Origin of the sequence: Nonomuraea sp. NPDC050643, assembly GCF_040654715.1 — a bacterium.
GTDB lineage: Bacteria > Actinomycetota > Actinomycetes > Streptosporangiales > Streptosporangiaceae > Nonomuraea.
In genome coordinates this window covers 46849-63515 of record NZ_JBFAIM010000053.1, presented here as the reverse complement: position 1 = coordinate 63515, position 16667 = coordinate 46849, and the positions used below count along the sequence as shown (strand labels likewise).

15 protein-coding genes are annotated in these 16667 nt (G+C 70.5%); 8 read left to right on the top strand and 7 right to left on the bottom strand.

Annotation, left to right across the window (positions count from 1 at the left end; all coding sequences use genetic code 11):
* Positions 1 to 43: 43 nt before the first annotated feature.
* From AB0I15_RS46825 to AB0I15_RS46805, 5 genes are all read left to right on the top strand, one after another.
* Positions 44 to 1174 (top strand): cytochrome P450, encoded by a 1131-nt coding sequence (locus AB0I15_RS46825; protein ID WP_358111858.1) that lies wholly within the window; start codon positions 44 to 46, stop codon positions 1172 to 1174.
* 17 nt (positions 1175 to 1191) lie between these two features.
* Positions 1192 to 1572: a hypothetical protein gene (locus AB0I15_RS46820; protein ID WP_358111855.1), complete on the top strand. Its 381-nt coding sequence runs from the start codon at positions 1192 to 1194 to the stop codon at positions 1570 to 1572.
* Between the two features lie 12 nt (positions 1573 to 1584).
* Positions 1585 to 2574: an MvdC/MvdD family ATP grasp protein gene (locus AB0I15_RS46815; protein ID WP_358111852.1), complete on the top strand. Its 990-nt coding sequence runs from the start codon at positions 1585 to 1587 to the stop codon at positions 2572 to 2574.
* Between the two features lie 153 nt (positions 2575 to 2727).
* On the top strand, positions 2728 to 4725 hold the full coding sequence (locus AB0I15_RS46810) for an ATP-binding cassette domain-containing protein (protein ID WP_358111849.1): 1998 nt from the start codon (positions 2728 to 2730) through the stop codon (positions 4723 to 4725).
* A 43-nt stretch (positions 4726 to 4768) separates the two neighbouring features.
* Positions 4769 to 5167: a PPOX class F420-dependent oxidoreductase gene (locus tag AB0I15_RS46805; RefSeq protein WP_358111846.1), complete on the top strand. Its 399-nt coding sequence runs from the start codon at positions 4769 to 4771 to the stop codon at positions 5165 to 5167.
* A 285-nt stretch (positions 5168 to 5452) separates the two neighbouring features.
* Here AB0I15_RS46805 and AB0I15_RS46800 read toward each other — a convergent pair whose 3' ends face one another.
* The 3 genes from AB0I15_RS46800 to AB0I15_RS46790 all read right to left on the bottom strand — a co-directional run bounded on the left by AB0I15_RS46800 (position 5453) and on the right by AB0I15_RS46790 (position 8005).
* On the bottom strand, positions 5453 to 5719 hold the full coding sequence (locus AB0I15_RS46800) for a transposase (RefSeq protein WP_358111843.1): 267 nt from the start codon (positions 5717 to 5719) through the stop codon (positions 5453 to 5455).
* Between the two features lie 385 nt (positions 5720 to 6104).
* Complete coding sequence (locus AB0I15_RS46795) at positions 6105 to 6809, bottom strand: response regulator transcription factor (protein WP_358111840.1); 705 nt, start codon at positions 6807 to 6809, stop codon at positions 6105 to 6107.
* Positions 6806 to 8005 (bottom strand): sensor histidine kinase, encoded by a 1200-nt coding sequence (locus AB0I15_RS46790; RefSeq protein WP_358111837.1) that lies wholly within the window; start codon positions 8003 to 8005, stop codon positions 6806 to 6808. The genes AB0I15_RS46795 and AB0I15_RS46790 overlap by 4 nt, the downstream gene beginning before the upstream one ends.
* A gap of 209 nt (positions 8006 to 8214) precedes the next feature.
* On the opposite strand from AB0I15_RS46790, the gene AB0I15_RS46785 reads away from it, so the two are divergent.
* From AB0I15_RS46785 to AB0I15_RS46775, 3 genes are all read left to right on the top strand, one after another.
* Complete coding sequence (locus AB0I15_RS46785) at positions 8215 to 9021, top strand: hypothetical protein (RefSeq protein ID WP_358111834.1); 807 nt, start codon at positions 8215 to 8217, stop codon at positions 9019 to 9021.
* Positions 9022 to 9504: 483 nt separating this feature from the next.
* A complete protein-coding gene (locus AB0I15_RS46780) occupies positions 9505 to 11478 on the top strand; it encodes an APC family permease (protein ID WP_358111831.1) in 1974 nt (657 codons plus the stop codon).
* A gap of 157 nt (positions 11479 to 11635) precedes the next feature.
* Positions 11636 to 12376: a YoaK family protein gene (locus AB0I15_RS46775; protein WP_358111829.1), complete on the top strand. Its 741-nt coding sequence runs from the start codon at positions 11636 to 11638 to the stop codon at positions 12374 to 12376.
* A 12-nt stretch (positions 12377 to 12388) separates the two neighbouring features.
* On the opposite strand, the gene AB0I15_RS46770 is transcribed toward AB0I15_RS46775, so the two are convergent.
* The 4 genes from AB0I15_RS46770 to AB0I15_RS46755 are packed head-to-tail and all read right to left on the bottom strand — an operon-like array spanning position 12389 to position 16553.
* A complete protein-coding gene (locus tag AB0I15_RS46770) occupies positions 12389 to 13243 on the bottom strand; it encodes a carbohydrate ABC transporter permease (protein ID WP_358111826.1) in 855 nt (284 codons plus the stop codon).
* The gene (locus AB0I15_RS46765; protein ID WP_358111823.1) at positions 13240 to 14283 is read right to left on the bottom strand and encodes a sugar ABC transporter permease; all 1044 of its coding nucleotides are present in this window, start codon (positions 14281 to 14283) and stop codon (positions 13240 to 13242) included. The genes AB0I15_RS46770 and AB0I15_RS46765 overlap by 4 nt, the downstream gene beginning before the upstream one ends.
* Positions 14280 to 15530: an extracellular solute-binding protein gene (locus tag AB0I15_RS46760; RefSeq protein ID WP_358111820.1), complete on the bottom strand. Its 1251-nt coding sequence runs from the start codon at positions 15528 to 15530 to the stop codon at positions 14280 to 14282. The genes AB0I15_RS46765 and AB0I15_RS46760 overlap by 4 nt, the downstream gene beginning before the upstream one ends.
* 33 nt (positions 15531 to 15563) lie before the next feature.
* Complete coding sequence (locus AB0I15_RS46755) at positions 15564 to 16553, bottom strand: LacI family DNA-binding transcriptional regulator (RefSeq protein ID WP_358111817.1); 990 nt, start codon at positions 16551 to 16553, stop codon at positions 15564 to 15566.
* Positions 16554 to 16667 lie beyond the last annotated feature (114 nt).

The following is a 16667-nucleotide window of genomic DNA, read 5'->3' as shown; positions in this document are numbered from 1 at the left end:
TTCCGAGCACAGAAGGCGCCAGAGGGACGACCCTCTGGGCTGCGTGACCTTTCCCACCACGGACGAAGTGGTGCTGGCCGTCCGCTATGACGATGTCCGGGCCATTCTCGCCAGCCCTGCCTTCAGCGTGGAGGCCCTGCGGCTCGGGCACGCGGACGCTCCCTTGGCACTCGCCCGGGACGCGCCGCCCCGCATGGTGGGCTCCTTGATGAACACCGATCCTCCGGACCACACACGACTGCGGCGCATCGTCACCGGACTGTTCACACCGGCCCGGATCGAGGAGCTGCGTCCTCGCGCCATCCGGCTCGCGGACGAACTCATCGACGATTTGAAGAAACCCCCGGTCGATTTCATCGAGGCATTCGCGGCGCCGTTCTCCGCTCATCTCCTGCTCGACATCCTCGGCACACCGGAAGACGGCCGGGAGGACGTCGTACGGCAATTCGACGGCTTCACCTTCACCAGTTCGCTCACCGTGGCCGAGCGCATGAGAAAGGCCCATGAATTCAACCGGTACGTGATCGCGCAGCTCATGGAGGCGCGGCTGCTCCGGTCCGCCGCGGGAATGGTCGGCGCGCTGACGGAGGCGCGTGACGAGGACAACAGGCTCACCGAGGAGGAACTGTACGGCCTGATCTACGCGATCGTCGGGGTCGGCCACGGGACCGCGGTCGCCATGATGACCAGGGCGGCGTGCACCCTCATCCGCCACCCGCGGCAGTTCGGCCGGCTCGCCGGCTCCCCCGCCCAGGTGAAGTCCGCGGTGGAGGAGCTGCTCCGGCTCGACATACCGGGCGAGGGCGGGCAGCCGCGCATCGCCACCGAGGATGTCGCGCTGTCGTCGGGCACCATCTCCAAAGGGGCGGCGGTCCTGCCGTCCGTGGCCTCCGCGAATCGCGACGAGGGCTATTTCCCCGATCCTGACGCATTCGACATCCACCGCTCGCCCAATCCGCACATCGCCTTCGGCCACGGCCCGCACTACTGCCTGGGCGCCGGCCTGGCCAGGATGCAGCTCCAGGTCATGGTCCAGCGGCTCGCCGAACGTGTGCCGACCCTGCGGCTCGCCGTGCCCGCCCGGGACCTCCAGTACACCAACGACGGCGCCACCAGAGGGCTGCCCTCGCTGCCCATCACCTTCGACCCTCCTCGCCCACAAAGAGCGGGGTAACAGAGAGGAATCACGCCATGTCCACGACCGCGGCCACCGACGACTTCTTCGACCGGGAGCTGATCCAGGAGGAGTTCGGGATGTCACGCTCGTTCCTCCAACTGGAGGAGGAGCTCAAGGACACAAGACAAGCAGAGGAGCGGAAAGCCAAGGCGCCCGACGACAGCAAGCCCTTCGGGTACGCCTTCGAACTGGACGGCACCATCGACATGGACGCGTACCCGCAGCTCAAGGCCCTGGACATCGACCTCACGGAGCACCACCACTACGACGCCGAGGCTCAGGTCTGGTCGAGTTCGGACGAGTCCACGCGGATCTATTCCTACCTGACGAGCTGCCTGCGGGGAACCTGCGCCTACTGGTGGCAGCTCGACGGCGTGGTCGACGACGTGCGCTGAGTCCTGACGACAATGCGTGATCCGGTCGTCCTCGTCCTGACCCAGGAATTCGACGTCACCGCCGACAACGTCGTCGCGATCCTCAACGAACGCGACGTGACGGTCTTCCGCTACGACACCAGCTATTTTCCCCGGAATTCGACGCTGACCTCCAAGTCCACCGACACCGGCTGGCTCACGACACTCGTGGACACGACACACGGCCGGCGATCGCTCCGCCTCGAAGAGGTCACCTCCGTCTGGTACCGGCGGCCGACGCCGTTCACCGCCGATCCCTCCCTGGAGCCGGCGCACCAGGAGTTCGCGGTGAAGGAGAGCGCCCATGCCATGGGCGGGATATTCACCGCGCTTCCCGTGCGGTGGGTGAACCTGCCGGCCGTGGAGTCGCGGGCGCACTACAAGCCGCTGCAACTGAAGGTGGCGCGTGAGGTGGGGCTGCGCATCCCGAAGACGCTCATCACCAACGACCCGGAGGAGGTTTCGCGCTTCCACCGCGAATGCGGCGGGGCCATCATCTACAAGGCGCTCAACAGCGGTCTGATCCACCAGCCCGGCGGCTGGCCACGGGGTCTGCTCACCACGGCCCTGCCCGACATCCCGCCGGATGTCCTGCCCCGGGTGCGCTATTCGCCGTGCGTCTTCCAAGAGCTGATCGACAAGGCGTACGAGCTGCGGATCACCGTCATCGGCGAGAAGTTCTTCGCGGTCCGCGTCGACAGCAGGACCGACGACGGCGAGCCCCAGATCGACTCCCGGAACCCCCTCGGGACGCAGCGCTACACGCGGACGGTGCTTCCGGTGGAGGTCGAGAAGCGGCTCAGACGGCTGATGGACGCCTTCGAGCTCGCCTACGGCGCGATCGACGTCGTGGTGGATCGCGCGGGCGAGCACTATTTCCTGGAGGTGAACCCGGCCGGCCAGTTCGCCTGGCTCGACGACCAGACACCCGGCCTGAGCCTGGCCTCGGCCATGGCCGACTACCTGTCCGGCCTGTCGGACTAGCCTGCCCGGTTTGTCGGGGTCGGCCTGCCGGGGTCGGCCTGCCGGGGTCGGCCTGCCCGGGCTGTCGGGCCGGCCTGCTCAGGATGCGGTTTGTCGCGTCAGCGCGGTGGCGGCCGGCGAGGCTCATGCGGAGGAGAAAGGAAGGCGGCGAACATGCCACATGAACTCCCGCCGGCACCGGGCACCTCATCGGAGGAGGAGCCCGGTGGCCCGCCGCGGGACGGTGCGGGCTCGCAGGGGACCGACGCGACCGAGCTCGCGCGCGACTCCTGGTGGTACCACGAGGAGAGCCTGCCCCAGGCGGGGCTCGCCACGATCGTCAGGCGGCTGCCCGCCCTCGTCTCGGCGGCCCTCAGGCTGGCGTGGAAGGCCGACCCCGCCGGCACCGCGTTCACGATCGGGCTCAATCTGGGGGCGGGCCTCCTCAGCGCGTTCGGGCTGCTCGCCACCACCGGTGTCCTGGATGCCCTCCTCACCGGCGGCCCCGCCCCGGACCGGCTGCGCGCGGCCCTCCCCACGCTGATCGGGCTGGCGGCCGCGCTGACCGCGCGTTCGCTGCTGCAATCGGTGGCCTCGTGGACGCAGTCCAGGCTCAGACCGAAGGTGGACCGTCTGGCGGAGCGCCGCCTGTTCGAGCTCACCACGAGCGTCACACTCCGCGCGATGGACGACGCCGATTTCTACGACGCCATGCAACGAGCTCGCAGCCGCGGCGCACGCGGGGCGGCCATGGTGGTGGACGCCGGTGTCGGCCTGCTCACGGCGCTCGCGGGCATCGCCGCCGCGGCGGGCACGCTCGCCGTCCTGCACCCGGTCCTGCTGCCGCTGCTCCTGGTCAGCGTGCTACCGGCCGGCTGGGCGGCGGCTCATTCCGCTCGTATGCAGTACGAGGTCGTCTACATGCTGTCGACCAGCATGCGCCGGCAATGGATCCTCTCGGACCTCATGGCCGATCGCCGTCCGGCCGCGGAGATCCGCGCCTTCGGCATGCGGGACTTCCTGCTCGACCAGTACGACGACGTCGCTCGCGTGTCCGAGAACGCGCACATCGACCTGGCCCGCCGCCAGGCCCTCGCCCGCATCGCCGGAGACGCGACGAGCGGCACCGTGGCCGGGCTCGTCTATGCCGCCCTGTTCGTGCTCCTCGCGACGGGAGTCGTCCCGCTGCCGATCGCGGGCGGGGCGATCCTGGCCATCCGCATGGGCAGAGCCTCGCTGTCCGAACTGGTCGGCGCGGCCAACGGCGTCTACGACGAAGGTCTCTACTTCTCCGACTACCTGGACTTCTGCAAGGAGGCCGAACGGCGCACGTCGTCGCGACCACGCCTCGACCTGCCCGCGCCGGGATTCGCCGGCGTCGAACTGCGCGAGGTGTCGTTCGCCTACCCCGGCGCGGACGGCGCCGCGTTGCGGGAGGTCTCCCTCACGATCGGAGCGGGCGAGGTGGTGGCGCTGGTCGGCGAGAACGGCTCGGGCAAGACCACCCTGGCGAAGATCATCGCCGGCCTGTACGAGCCCGACTCCGGCACCGTCCTCTGGGGCGGCACTCCCCTCACCCGGCTCGACCACGGCGCCGTCCGCGAGAAGATCGCCATGATCCCTCAGGATCACACCCCGTGGCCGCTCACTGCCCGCCAGAACATCGCCGCCGCCGCGGACGCCGACGATGCCGCCCTGGTCGACGCGGCCGAACTCGCCGGGATCCACCGGACCATCGAGGAGCTCCCCGCCGGATACGACACCCTGCTCGATCCACGCTTCAAGACCGGTCACGAACTGAGCGGAGGGCAGTGGCAGCGCGTCGCCGCGGCCCGCGGGTTCTACCGCCGCGCCCCTCTCCTTCTCTGCGACGAGCCCACCTCCTCGCTCGACCCGAGGGCCGAGCACGCGTTCTTCGAGGCCATCCGCCACTCCGCCAACACCACCCGCCACTCCACCGAAGCGATTCGCCACTCCACCGACACCGATCCCGCCGACCCCCAGACCGTCGTCCTGATCACCCACCGGCTCACCAGCGTCCTCATGGCGGACAAGATCCATGTCCTGTCCGAGGGACGCCTGGCCGAGAGCGGGACCCACACGGAGCTCATGGAACTCGGCGGCATCTACGCGGCCCTGTTCAAGCTCCAGGCCGAGGCGTACACACCCTGACACCCGCCCGCCCCTTCGACATCGACGAAAGGCCTCTCCGCCCATGTCTCGCGCAACCCTGCCCGAGCACCTCGTCGCAGCCCTCACCCGCCCGAACCCCTGCGTGATCAGCACGATCCGCTCCGACGGCGCACCCGTCTCCGTGGCCACCTGGTATCTGTGGGAAGACGGGAAACTGCTGGTCAGCATGGACACCCGACGCAAGCGCCTGCACCACCTACGCGCCGACCCCCGGGTCTCACTGACCGTGCTGGACGCCGAAAGCTGGTACCGCCACATCAGCCTGCGGGGTCGGCTGGTGTCCCTGGACGACGATCCGGCACTGAAGGACATCGACCGAATCTCCCGTCATTACACGGGAATGCCGTACGGCGACCGCGAACGAGCGCGGGTGAGCGGCCGGATCGAGATCGACTCCTGGCACGCGTGGGGCCCGCACTGAAGAACAGCGGACACCGTGCTCCGGGTGACGGGTGACTGGCGGCTGGCGGCTGGCGGCTGGCGGACACTCCACACCGCGCAACCATCAGCCCGCAGACCGAGACTCCATTCCGCGCAGTCATCGATCCGGGGGGAGCACCCACGCCGGTTTGTGATCTACGCCGTCCCCCTTGACGGGAAATCGGCCGGCGGCCGGTGGCGGGCTCCGGCGGCATGCTGATGAACACGCACCACGGTGGAGTCCACGGTGGAGTCCACGCTCACCGTCCAGTCCTCACCTTCGGCCTCATCCGGCCCGCAGCCCGGCCAGGATCTTCTCCCAGGTACCGTCCATCGACCAGCGACGATGCCGGTTATAAACGGTCTTCCAGTTCCCGTAGCAGAACGGCAGGTCACGCCAGGGGATGTTGGTCCGGGCCTGGAAGAAAACCCCGTTGATCACCGTCCGATGATCGGCCCACCGGCCGCCCTGCCTCGGGTTGACCGGCAGCAGCGGCGCCAGCCGTTCCCACTCGGCATCAGTCAGATCATGACGATTCAGGCGATCTTCCACCGCACTAATCTATGCCAAAAACACCACTAAAGATCCACGGGACACGCTCTAGCACCCACACCCCACAACCATCGACCCGAGGGCTGACACCCACACCCCGCAAGCATCGATCCGGACGCCAACACCCACACCCCGCAACCATCACCCCGGGGGATGTGACTCCTCGCCGCCCGGCCGTTGGCCGGTGCCCCCTTCGCGGACGCAGGCCCGCGGCCCTCCGCTGTGGCGGCGCTCACGCTTGATCGCCGGGCGCGCTGCCCGGCGGCATGATCGCTGGGTCGAGAACGTGCGAGGGTGGCACGGCGCCGTCGGAAAGACGCGTTGCCCGGAGCAACCATGTCGTGAGCTGGTGTGTCGCGTGCCGAGGGCCTCTTCTGGGTTTCGGTCATCGGCGGCCGTCGGGGAGGGTGATGAGGCCGCCTTCGTAGGCGGCGATGACGAGCTGGGCTCGGTCTCGGGCGTGCAGTTTGGCCAGGAGGCGGCCGATGTGGGTCTTGACCGTGCCGACCGTGAGGTGGAGGTGCGCGGCGATCTCGGCGTTGGACATGCCCTTGCCGATGAGGGTGAGCACCTCGCGCTCGCGCTGGGTGATGTCGTCGAGGGCTCGCACGACCGGGGCGGGGTGCGGGCCTTGCAGGAACTCGGTGATGAGCCGGCGGGTCACGGTGGGCGCGAGCAGCGCCTCGCCGGAGGCGACGACGTGGATGGCGGCCAGGAGCTCGGTCGCGGTGGCGCTCTTGAGGAGGAAGCCGCTGGCACCGGCCCGGAGCGACGCATAGACGTATTCGTCCAGGTCGAAGGTCGTAAGGATCAGAACGCGGACGCCGGCGCTCTCCGGGGCGGCGCAGATGCGGCGGGTCGCCTCGATGCCGTCCATGTCGGGCATGCGCACGTCCATGAGAACGACGTCGGGCCGCTTGCGACGGGCCAGGAGCACGGCTTCGGCGCCGGTGCCCGCCTCGCCCACGGTGGCCAGGCCCGGCGTGGTGTCGATGAGGACCTTGAGGCTGTCGCGGATCAGGATCTGGTCCTCGGCGACCACGACACGGACGGGCGGGGACGAACCGTGCTCCGGAGTGTCGGTGGTCATGCCTTGGTGCCGCTCGGGTCGTAGGGCAGTCGAGCCGTCACGCGGAAGCCTCCTTCGGGACGGTGGCCCGCGCTGAACGTGCCTCCGTACATCTTGACCCGTTCGCGCATGCCGATGAGGCCGTGGCCGCCGGGGCGCGCTCGCGGCGGCCGGCCATGGCGGGAACCGTCGTCGACGACCTCGATCGCGGCCTCCCGCCCGTCGATGTCGACGGTGACGGAGCAGCGGGTGGGCGCGGCATGCGTGACGACGTTGGTCAGCGCCTGCTGCACGATCCGGTAGACCGACACCGCGACCGCGGGAGGGAGCTCGGTCTCGTCGCGGACGATCAGGTCCACCTCGACCCCGGCCGAGCGGGCGTGGGCGGCCAGCTCGGGCAGGTCCGCGAGGCCGGGGACGGATAAGGGGGGCTGCTGGGGATCGCCGTCGGAGCGCAGGAGGTCGAGCACTCGGTGGATCTCGGTGAGCGTGCTGCGGCTGGTCTGCTCGATGACGGCCAGCGCGGCGCGCACCTCCTGCGGACGGGCGTCGGCCACGTGGTTGGCCACGGTGGCCTTGACGGCGATCAGGCTCATGCTGTGGCCGATGACATCGTGCAGCTCGCGGGCGATGCGCCTGCGCTCGTCGGCCACCGCGGCCTCGGCGAGGTGGCGGACGAGGCGGGCGGTCGTGTCGCGCTTCCAGCGGACGGCCGTCCCGACGGCCCATCCGGTGACCAGGAAAACGCTGATCGCGCCGATCTCCACCGGCCAGTAGGGCGGCAGCTCGCTGGGCGTCGCCGCGGGCGGGAGGCCGGGGAGCACCTGCGCGTAGAAGACCAGGACCGCGGCCACCGCAAAGCACGCGCAGCCTGCCAGCCCCGCCACCGACCATCGGGCCGGGACGGTGGCGGCCACCAGGTAGAGCACGAGCACGGTCGGCACGAAAGACAGCCAGATCGCGCCCGCCGCGACGGCGCCGGCCACGGTCGCCAGCACGCCCGCGGCGCACGCCAGAGCGAGCATGGACCACGGCCGATGCCGGCGGAAGGCGATCGGGAAGCTCACGAGCGCCGCCACCGGCCAGGCCGACCAGGCGGGCCACGCCGACGACGGCCCCGGCGGGTCGACGATGGCGTATCCGACGACCAGCGCCACGATGACCGCGACCGCGGCGTCGGCGACGCCTCCTCCGCTGAACCGCCGTGCCCAATCCATGACGAGAAGTTATCGCCTGATCAGATCGCCTGGCATCTGACCACGGTCGGACATCTGGCGTCCGACTGGGGTCGTATCGCCGCTCGTACATGCCGGCCAAGATGCGACCCGGGCCAGACGCGCCCCCGCCGTACCGCCCATCACGATGCTGCTGCGCCCGGAAATGTCACGCCGGGACGCGCCGACACGAACGAGACGGGTAGGACCACATGAACGTTGATCTTCGCGGGCGAATCACACGATGGCGGCAGGCCGACGCCGGGCGGCTCGCCGCCAACGCCACGGCCAACCTGGACCGGCACCACCCGTTCCCCGGGCGGTGGATGAGCGCCATCGGGCTGATCTGCGGCCCCGCCCTGCTCATGACCGGGCTTCTCCTGCGCTCCCCGTTCCACTACTTCTTCCCTGACCAGCTCGCCACCTACACCCGGCACCCCACCCTCCTGACCGCCGCCTACGCCTGCTTCGCCTGCGGGGTCATCCTGCTGTGGCCGGCGATCATGACGCTGGCCCAGCGGATCGTCGCCACCAGCCCGCTGTGGGGACTGTGGGGCGGCTGCCTGGTGATCGTCGGCCTGTTCACCCGGACCTTCCAATTCGGTACGGACCACCTGGCCTTTCACCTGACCGACAGCTTCGGCCTGCAAGCGATGATCAACGGCATTGACGACTATTACCTGGCGTGGCGGGACACGCGCTGGCACCCGTTCAGGACGCTGTCGGGACCGGCCTTCTACGGCTGGGTCGTGCTGGCCATCGCCGCCTACCGCTCCGGCGCCCTGGGGCTGGGCCGCTCGGTCGCGCTCGGCCTGATGTCGATGCTCGCGCTCGGGACGCTCAAAGGCACCCAGATCCCGCAGTCCTTCATCGCGGTGGGCGGCCTCTGCATCGCGTTGGTCCCCATGGGCATCGCCCTGCTGCGCAGCGGCCCGCCGCCCACCCGGCGAGCCATCATGTGGCTCGTCGCCATCATCGCCATGCTCGTCCTGGGCGCCCTCTACGGCCCCAGGGGCTGAAGGCCCCGCGCCGCCGGCGCCGAGCCCCGCGCCGCAGGGGCGCGCGGAGCCGCCCGACCACGCGACCGCCCGCCCGGCGCCGCGAGGTCGGGCACACCAGCGGCGCGGCCGGCTCCCCGCGGCACGGGCAGCCGTATCGGCGGCGCGCGGCCCCTACCGATGGCGCGGTCGACGTGCCGGGCAGCGTGGGCCGCCATATCGGAGGCGCGAGTCGGCGTACCGGAGGGGCGGGCGGCCTCCCGACGGTGCAAGTCGCCTTACCGATGGCGGAGGCGGCTTCCTGGTGGCGCGAGTCGCTGTGGCGGTGGTGCGGGGGGCTTCTGGGCGGCGGGGGCGGGGGCTGGCTCGGCTGTGGTGGGAGGTGTTTAGGGGGGTCGTTGGAGCTTGGGGCGTGGGTGGCCGCATGTCGCGGGTGGTGGGCCGGTGTACCTCGATTACGCTGTGTGATCGAAAGGAGGCGGTGATGCACATGACCGCCGCCCCGTGAGGGAGTGGGCGAAGCGGGTCCTGGTCGGCCGGCCGCTCCGGACCGGAAGCCTGGGCAGGGAACTCCTCCCCAAACGGCTCGCGCTGCCCGTCTTCTGCAGCGACCCGATCTCGTCGGTGGCGTACGCGACCGAGCAGATCATCATGGCCCTCACCCTCGGCGGCCTGGCCCTGCTGCACGTCACCGGCTGGATCGCGGCCGCCATCGTGGTCATGCTGGTCATCATCATCGTGTCCTACCGGCAGACCTGCTACGCCTACCCCAACGGCGGCGGCGCGTACATCGTCAGCCGGGAGAACCTGGGGGTCGACGCCAGCCTGGTCGCGGCGAGCGCGCTGCTGGTCGACTACGTGCTGACGGTGGCCGTGTCCGTCGCCGCCGGCGTCGACGCGATCACCTCGTACGTCCCGGCGATGGAGGGCTGGTCCGCGGCCCTGGGCGTGGCCTTCGTCGTGCTCCTCACCCTGATCAACCTGCGCGGCACGCGGGAGTCGGGGCGCGGGTTCGCCGTACCCACCTATGCCTTCATCGCCGCCGTCTACCTGCTGTTCCTGGTCGCGGCGTGGCGGCTGGCCACCGGGGACCGGCCGCGCGCCGTCAGTGCGGACTTCGCCGTCGACCCGCTCTACCAGCCCGTCGGCGTGGTGGCGATCTTCCTGGTGCTGCGGGCGTTCGCCTCGGGCTGCACGGCGCTCACGGGCGTGGAGGCCGTCAGCAACGGCGTCCCCGCGTTCCGGCCGCCCAAGAGCAGGAACGCGGCGAACACGCTGGCGATCATGGGAGTCCTGTCGATCACCATGTTCTCCGGCATCACGGTGCTGGCGCTGTTCACGGGCGTACGGATGACCGACCCCGATCATCCCGGCCGGCTCGCCGGGACGCCGGCGAACTACGTCGAGCCCACCGCGCTCGCCCAGATCGGCGACGCCGTCTTCGGCGGCGGCCTCCTGTACGCCTTCCTCCAGGCCACCACCGCGGCCATCCTGATCATGGCGGCCAACACCGCCTACAACGGGTTCCCCATGCTGGCCTCGATCCTGTCCGCGGACTCCTACCTGTCCAGGCAGCTCCACAAGCGCGGCGACCGCCTGGTCTTCAGCAACGGGATCCTGCTGCTCGCCACGGCCGCGGCGATCCTGCTCATCGCCTTCGACGCCAACAGCTCACGCCTGATCCAGCTCTACATCATCGGCGTCTTCATATCGTTCACGCTCAGCCAGGCCGGCATGGTGCGGCACTGGCAGCGGACCGGCCGGCCGTTCTCGCCGGGCGTACGGCGCCGCCAGGCGATCAACGCGGTCGGAGCGGTCGTGACCGCCGTGGTGCTGGTGATCGTCCTGGTCACCAAGTTCCTCAACGGGGCGTGGATCGTGTGCCTGGCCATGCCCACGCTGTTCCTGCTCATGAAGGGCATCCGGCGGCACTATGACCGGGTACGGGAGGCGACCCGCCCGGCCGCGCCCCTGGCCCGCCCGGCCGGGGGCCACGCCATGGTGCTGGTGTCCCGGCTGAGCAGCCCCGCCCTCCAGGCCGTGGCGTACGCCGCCGCCACCCGCCCGGCCGGCCTGGAGGCGGTCCACGTGTGCATCGACGAGGAGGTGACCCGGGAGCTGCGCGACGGCTGGGAGCACTATGCCCCGGGCGTGGCGCTCACGCTGATCGACTCGCCGTACCGGACGACCGTGGGGCCGGTGCTCCAGCACGTACGCGAGCGGCTGGACCGGCACCCCGGCGAGATCGTGACCGTCTACATCGTCGAGTACGTGATCGGCCACTGGTGGGAGCACGTCCTGCACAACCGGCTGGCCGCGCGCCTGCGGGAGCGGCTGCTGCTGATCGCCGGGGTGATGGTCACGCTCGTGCCCTACCGGCTCGCCTCGGGCGAACGTCGCGCCGCGGAGCCCTACCCTCCACCGCGAGCCACCCGCCTCGCCGCACTGGCCAGGAACCTGCCCCGAAACCCGGCATGAGATCACGCCCTGCCGAGCGCGCATCCAGCGACCGAGCCGCCCCACGGCCTCGCGGGGCGAACGTGAACCCACCCACCGAAAACGCCCCTCGCCCTCGCCGCACGAGCATGGTCCCGCCGCCGCACCGGCGATCTGGGGCGCGCGTCGCGGAGGGCCCGTGAAGGGCTGGTCGCGGTGGATCGCCGACGGGTTGTTCCCGCGTAACACGAACCCACGCAGCACGAACCCGCACGACGCAAACCCCCACGGCACGGACCCCCACGGTGTCCTGCCCGCGCTGCTGATCCCGCTGGCCCTGGTGACCGGCCTTGTGGACGCCGTCAGCTACCTCGGGCTGGGCCGCGTCTTCGTCGCCAACATGACCGGCAACATCGTCTTCCTCGGGTTCGCCCTGGCCGGCGACCCCTACCTGTCGAAATGGGCGTCGCCCCTGGCACTGGCGTCGTTCGTCACCGGCGCGTGGAGTGCCGGCCAGGTGACCAGGCGCATGGGGGAGGCGCGGCGCGCGTTCGCCGCCGCCACCACCGTGCACGCGGCCCTCGTCGCGGCCGCCCTCGTCGTGGCCCTGCTGGCGGGCCACGAGGGGGCGGGGGCGCGGGCGGCGCTCATCGGGCTGCTCGGGTGCGGCATGGGCCTGCAGAACGCGTCCGTACGCGGCCTGGCGGTGCCCGATCTGACCACCAACGTCCTCACCACCACTCTGACCGGCCTGGCCGCCGACGTGCCGGGGCGGGCGGCCTTTCGGCGGTTCGTCTCCATCGTGGCGATGTTCCTCGGTGCGCTGGCCGGTGCCGCGCTGCATCTGACCGTCGGCCCCGTACCCGCGGTGGCGGCGGCCCTGGTCCTGCTCACGAGCATCGCCCTCATCGCCCACCGGCACAGCCGCCACCCGACCTGAGCAGGAAGCGCCTCACCCCTTCTCCGCGCCCTCGTTGGCCCCGCGTACGAAGTACCGCTGGAACACCACGAACACCACCGCCACCGGTACGGTCGCCAGCACGGCCGCGCCCAGCTTGAGCGGATACTGGGTGCCCTTGCCCAGCGACCCGCTCACCAGGTCGGCCAGCCCGCGCGGCAGCGTGAACAGCGCGGGGTCCTGCACCGCGACCAGGCTGTGCGGGAACTCGTTCCAGGTGCCCTGGAAGGAGATGATGGTGAGCGTGATCAGCGCGGGTCTGGACATCGGCAGCACCACGGACCAGAACGTGCGGAACACCCCGGCCCCGTCCACCCGCGCGGCCTCCTCCACGGTGGGCGGGATCGACTCGAAGAACTGCTTCATGATGAACACCCCGGCCGCGTCCACGATCACCGGCAGGATGAGCGCGGTGTAGCTGTCGTACAGGCCGAGCTGGTTCAGCACCAGGAACTTCGGGATGAACAGCACCACGCCGGGCACCGCCATGATCGCCACGATCGCCGCGAACAGCGCCCGCCGGCCGCCGAAGCGCAGCCGGGCCAGCGCGTAGCTGGCCATGGAGTCCAGCAGCACCCGCAGGACCGTGACCACGATCGTCACCAGCGCCGAGTTGCCCAGCCACAGCGGCAGGTCGGTGCCGGCGAACACCCGCTCGTATCCGGCGAGGGTGACGGGGTCGGGGATCGGTGACAGGGGGTTGGCCGCCGCGTTCGGCTCGGTCTTGAAGGAGGTCCCGATCTGGATGACGAACGGGTACAGGAACACCAGCGCGAAGAAGACCAGGATGAAGTAGCCGGTGAACGTCGAGGCCAGCGCGCGGGCGCCGGTGCGCGGGTCGCGGGTCATGCCGGGCGCCTCCCGATCCGATCTCTCATGACCCACCGCTGGACCAGGGTGAGCAGCACGATGATGGCGAACAGCACGAACGAGATGGCCGTGCCGGAGCCGTACTCGAAGGTGCGGAACGCGGTCTGGTACGACAGGAACGCCGGGGTGAGCGTGGTCTTGGCCGGATTGCCCTGGCTCATCACGTAGATCTGGTCGAAGACCTGCCACGTCGCGATCAGCCCGAGCGTCAGCACCAGGAACAGGGTCGGCCGCAGCAGCGGCAGCGTCACGTGGCGGAACACGTTCCACCGGCCGGCCCCGTCGAGCATGGCGGCCTCCTCCAGCGACACCGGCACGTCCTGCAGCGCCGCCAGGAACATGAGCATGAACGTCCCCGACGTCGTCCACACGACGAGCACGATGATCGTCGTCATGGCGACGCTGGGCCCGGACAGCCACTCCCACCACGACAGCCCGAACGGCCCGCCGCCTGTCAGCGCGTCCGGCGGGGCGGCCGGGTCGACCAGCCCCACCGCGCCCATCGCCAGGTGCAGCACGCCCCGCGAGTCGGCGAACCACTGCGGCCCGTCCACGCCGAACAGCGCCAGCAGCCCGTTGACCACCCCCGAGTTGGCGAACACGAACAGGAACACCACGCTGATGGCGACGGAGCTGGTCACCGACGGGAAGAAGAACGCCGCGCGGAAGAACGTCTTCCCTCTCAGCAGCCGGGCGTTGACGATCAGGGCGAGGCCCAGCGCCAGCACCGTCTGTACGGGCACCACGATGGCCACGTAGTAGACGTTGTTGCGCACGCTGGTCATGAAGTCCTGCCGCGCGAGCCCGTCCTCGGTGAACAGGCGGGTGTAGTTGTCCAGCCCCACGTACGGGACGCCGGACTGGAACGGACTGCCCTGCCCGTTCCAGTCCGTCAGGCTCACCCACATGGCCATGAGGATCGGCGCCAGCATGAACAGCCCCAGGATCAGCACGACCGGGGCCACGAACAGCCAGCCGGCCAGGGCTTCGCGCGCGGCGCCGGGCCTGCGCCCGGTCATGACGTGCCGAGCGCGGCCTGGGTGTTCTTCTGCACCCGCTGCAGCAGCGTCTTCGGGGTCTGCGAGGTGAGCTTCTGCAGGCCGGTGTCGAAGTCGGCCAGCACGCTGTCCATCTTGGGCGCGTTGACCGGCCCCTGGGCGTACTCGGCGCCGTTGACGAAGGGGGCGTCGGCGGGGAACGCGGTGGTGTAGGCGCTCTTGGCCGACTGCCGCGACGGCATGACGCCGAACGCCTTGGCGAAGGCCATCTGCTGGTCGGCCTTGACCATCGCCTCGACGAACGCGATCGCCTGCTCCTTGTACGGGCTCTTGGCCGAGATCCCCCAGCACGTGGTGAACGACAGCGTGCCCTTGCCCTTGGGGCCGGCGGGCAGCTCGTACGCGGCGTACCTGACGTCGGGGAAGTCGGCCTTGAGCGCTCCCTTGATCCAGTTGCCCTCGATGGTCATGGCGACCTTGCCCTTGCCGAACGCCTCGCCGCCCCAGCCCGCGTCGAGCTGGCTCGGGAAGCGGGCCAGCTCACCGTTCAGCAGGGTCCGGACGTAGTCGAGCGCCGCCAGGTTCTGCGGGCTGTCGGCGGTGGCCTGCTTGCCGTCGGGGCTGGTGATCCAGCCGCCGGCCTGCACCATGAACGCGCCGATGCGGTCGCGGGTGTCCCCGAGCGCCAGCGGGGTGATGCCCTTCGCCTTGAGCTTCTCGCCGACCGATGTGAGCTGCTCCCACGTGGTGGGCACGTCGGCGTCGCTCAGCCCGGCCTTCGACCACAGGTCCTGGTTGACGATCAGGGCGAGGGTGGAGAAGTCCTTGGGCGCGCAGTAGAACCTGCCGTTGTAGGTGAAGGCGGTGCGCAGGCTCGGATAGAAGTCGTCCGGCCGGCTGATCTTGTCCGCGTACGGTTCGAGGGCGCCGACGCTGGCGTAGTCGGCGAAGCGCACGGCGTCCACGTAGAAGACGTCCGGCGGGTCGTCACCGGCGAACGCCTGGCCGAGCTGTTGCTGCAGCTCCTGGGCCGGGGTCACCGTCGCCGTGGCGCCGGAGGCGGAGGCCCACGCCTCCGCCGCCTGCTTGACGGCGGCGGTCTCGGGCTCGCCGGAGGAGCCGATGAGGATCTCGAGCCGGGCGGGTCCCGAGGTCTGCGGGGCGGACTGGGCGGGGGCGTCGTCGAAGCCCTTGCCGCAGCCGGCGACGAGGAGCATGCAGGCGCAGGCGAGGCTGCCCAGCGCGGCGGCCCTGCGGGTTCTCTTCATCTTGGGGTCCTGTTCTCGCGTGGGGGCGGGAGGTCATCCCGACCGTCTGACCATCAGGGACGGCTGCAGGAGCACGTGCCCTTCGGTCTCGCGGCCGGGGTCGTCGGGGCCGTTGAGGGCGCGGGCCAGCAGATTGACGCAGGCGGCCGCGGCCTCACCGAGCGGCTGGTGGACACTGGTCAGGCCGACCGCCCGGGCGACGGGCGTGTCGTCGAAGCCGGTCACGGCGACGGGCCGGCCGGAGGAGCCGGCCGCGTTGAGGGCGCCGAGCGCCAGGGAGTCACTCGCGCACACCAGGGCGGTGACGCCGGGGTCGGCCTCGATCAGGTCGCGGGCGGCGCGGTCGCCGTTCTCGATGCCGTCCTCGACGGCCCTGCTCAGGGCGTCGGCGGGCAGGTCGCGCGCCGCGATCGCGCGCGCCCATCCGGCGCGCCGGTCGTCGCCCACACCGGATCCGGGCGGCCAGCCGACGAAGCCGATCCGCCGGTGGCCGGTGGCCAGCAGGTGGCGGGTGGCCGCCTCGGTGCCCGCGGCGCCGTCCACGTCCACCCACGGGTGGCGGGCGTCCGGCAGTTCGCTCCACGGGCGGCCGAACGCCACGAACGGCAGCCGCCGCTCCAGCAGCCACGACGCGCGCATGTCGTCGTGGTGGGTGGCCGTCAGCACGAACGCGTCCGGCTCGAACGAGCCGAGCAGCTCCTCGAAGGTCGCGATCTCCGTACGGTCGTCGGCGGCGGTGTAGAGCATGACCCGGTACCCGGCCCTGGCCGCGGTCTCGGTCAGCCCGTGCAGGAACGTGTCCAGCACCGAGCCGCTGATGCCGTCGCCGCCGGGGTCGATGCGGATGGCGATCAGGCGGGAGCGGCCGGTGCGCATCTGGCGGGCGGCCTGGTTGGCCCGGTAACCGAGGCGTTCGATGACCTCCAGGACGTGGCGGCGGGTCTCGTCGCGGACGACCTCGGGGCTGTTGAGCGCGTTCGACACGGTCTGCCGTGACACGCCCGCGGCCCGGGCCACGTCCATGATTGTCACCTTTTCGGCCATGGAGCACCCTTCTTAGGGCTTGAACGTTCAAAGTTCCGTAAGGCAAGATTAGATCGTTCAAAAATGTGCGGAGTGTTACGAAAGATGCACCGC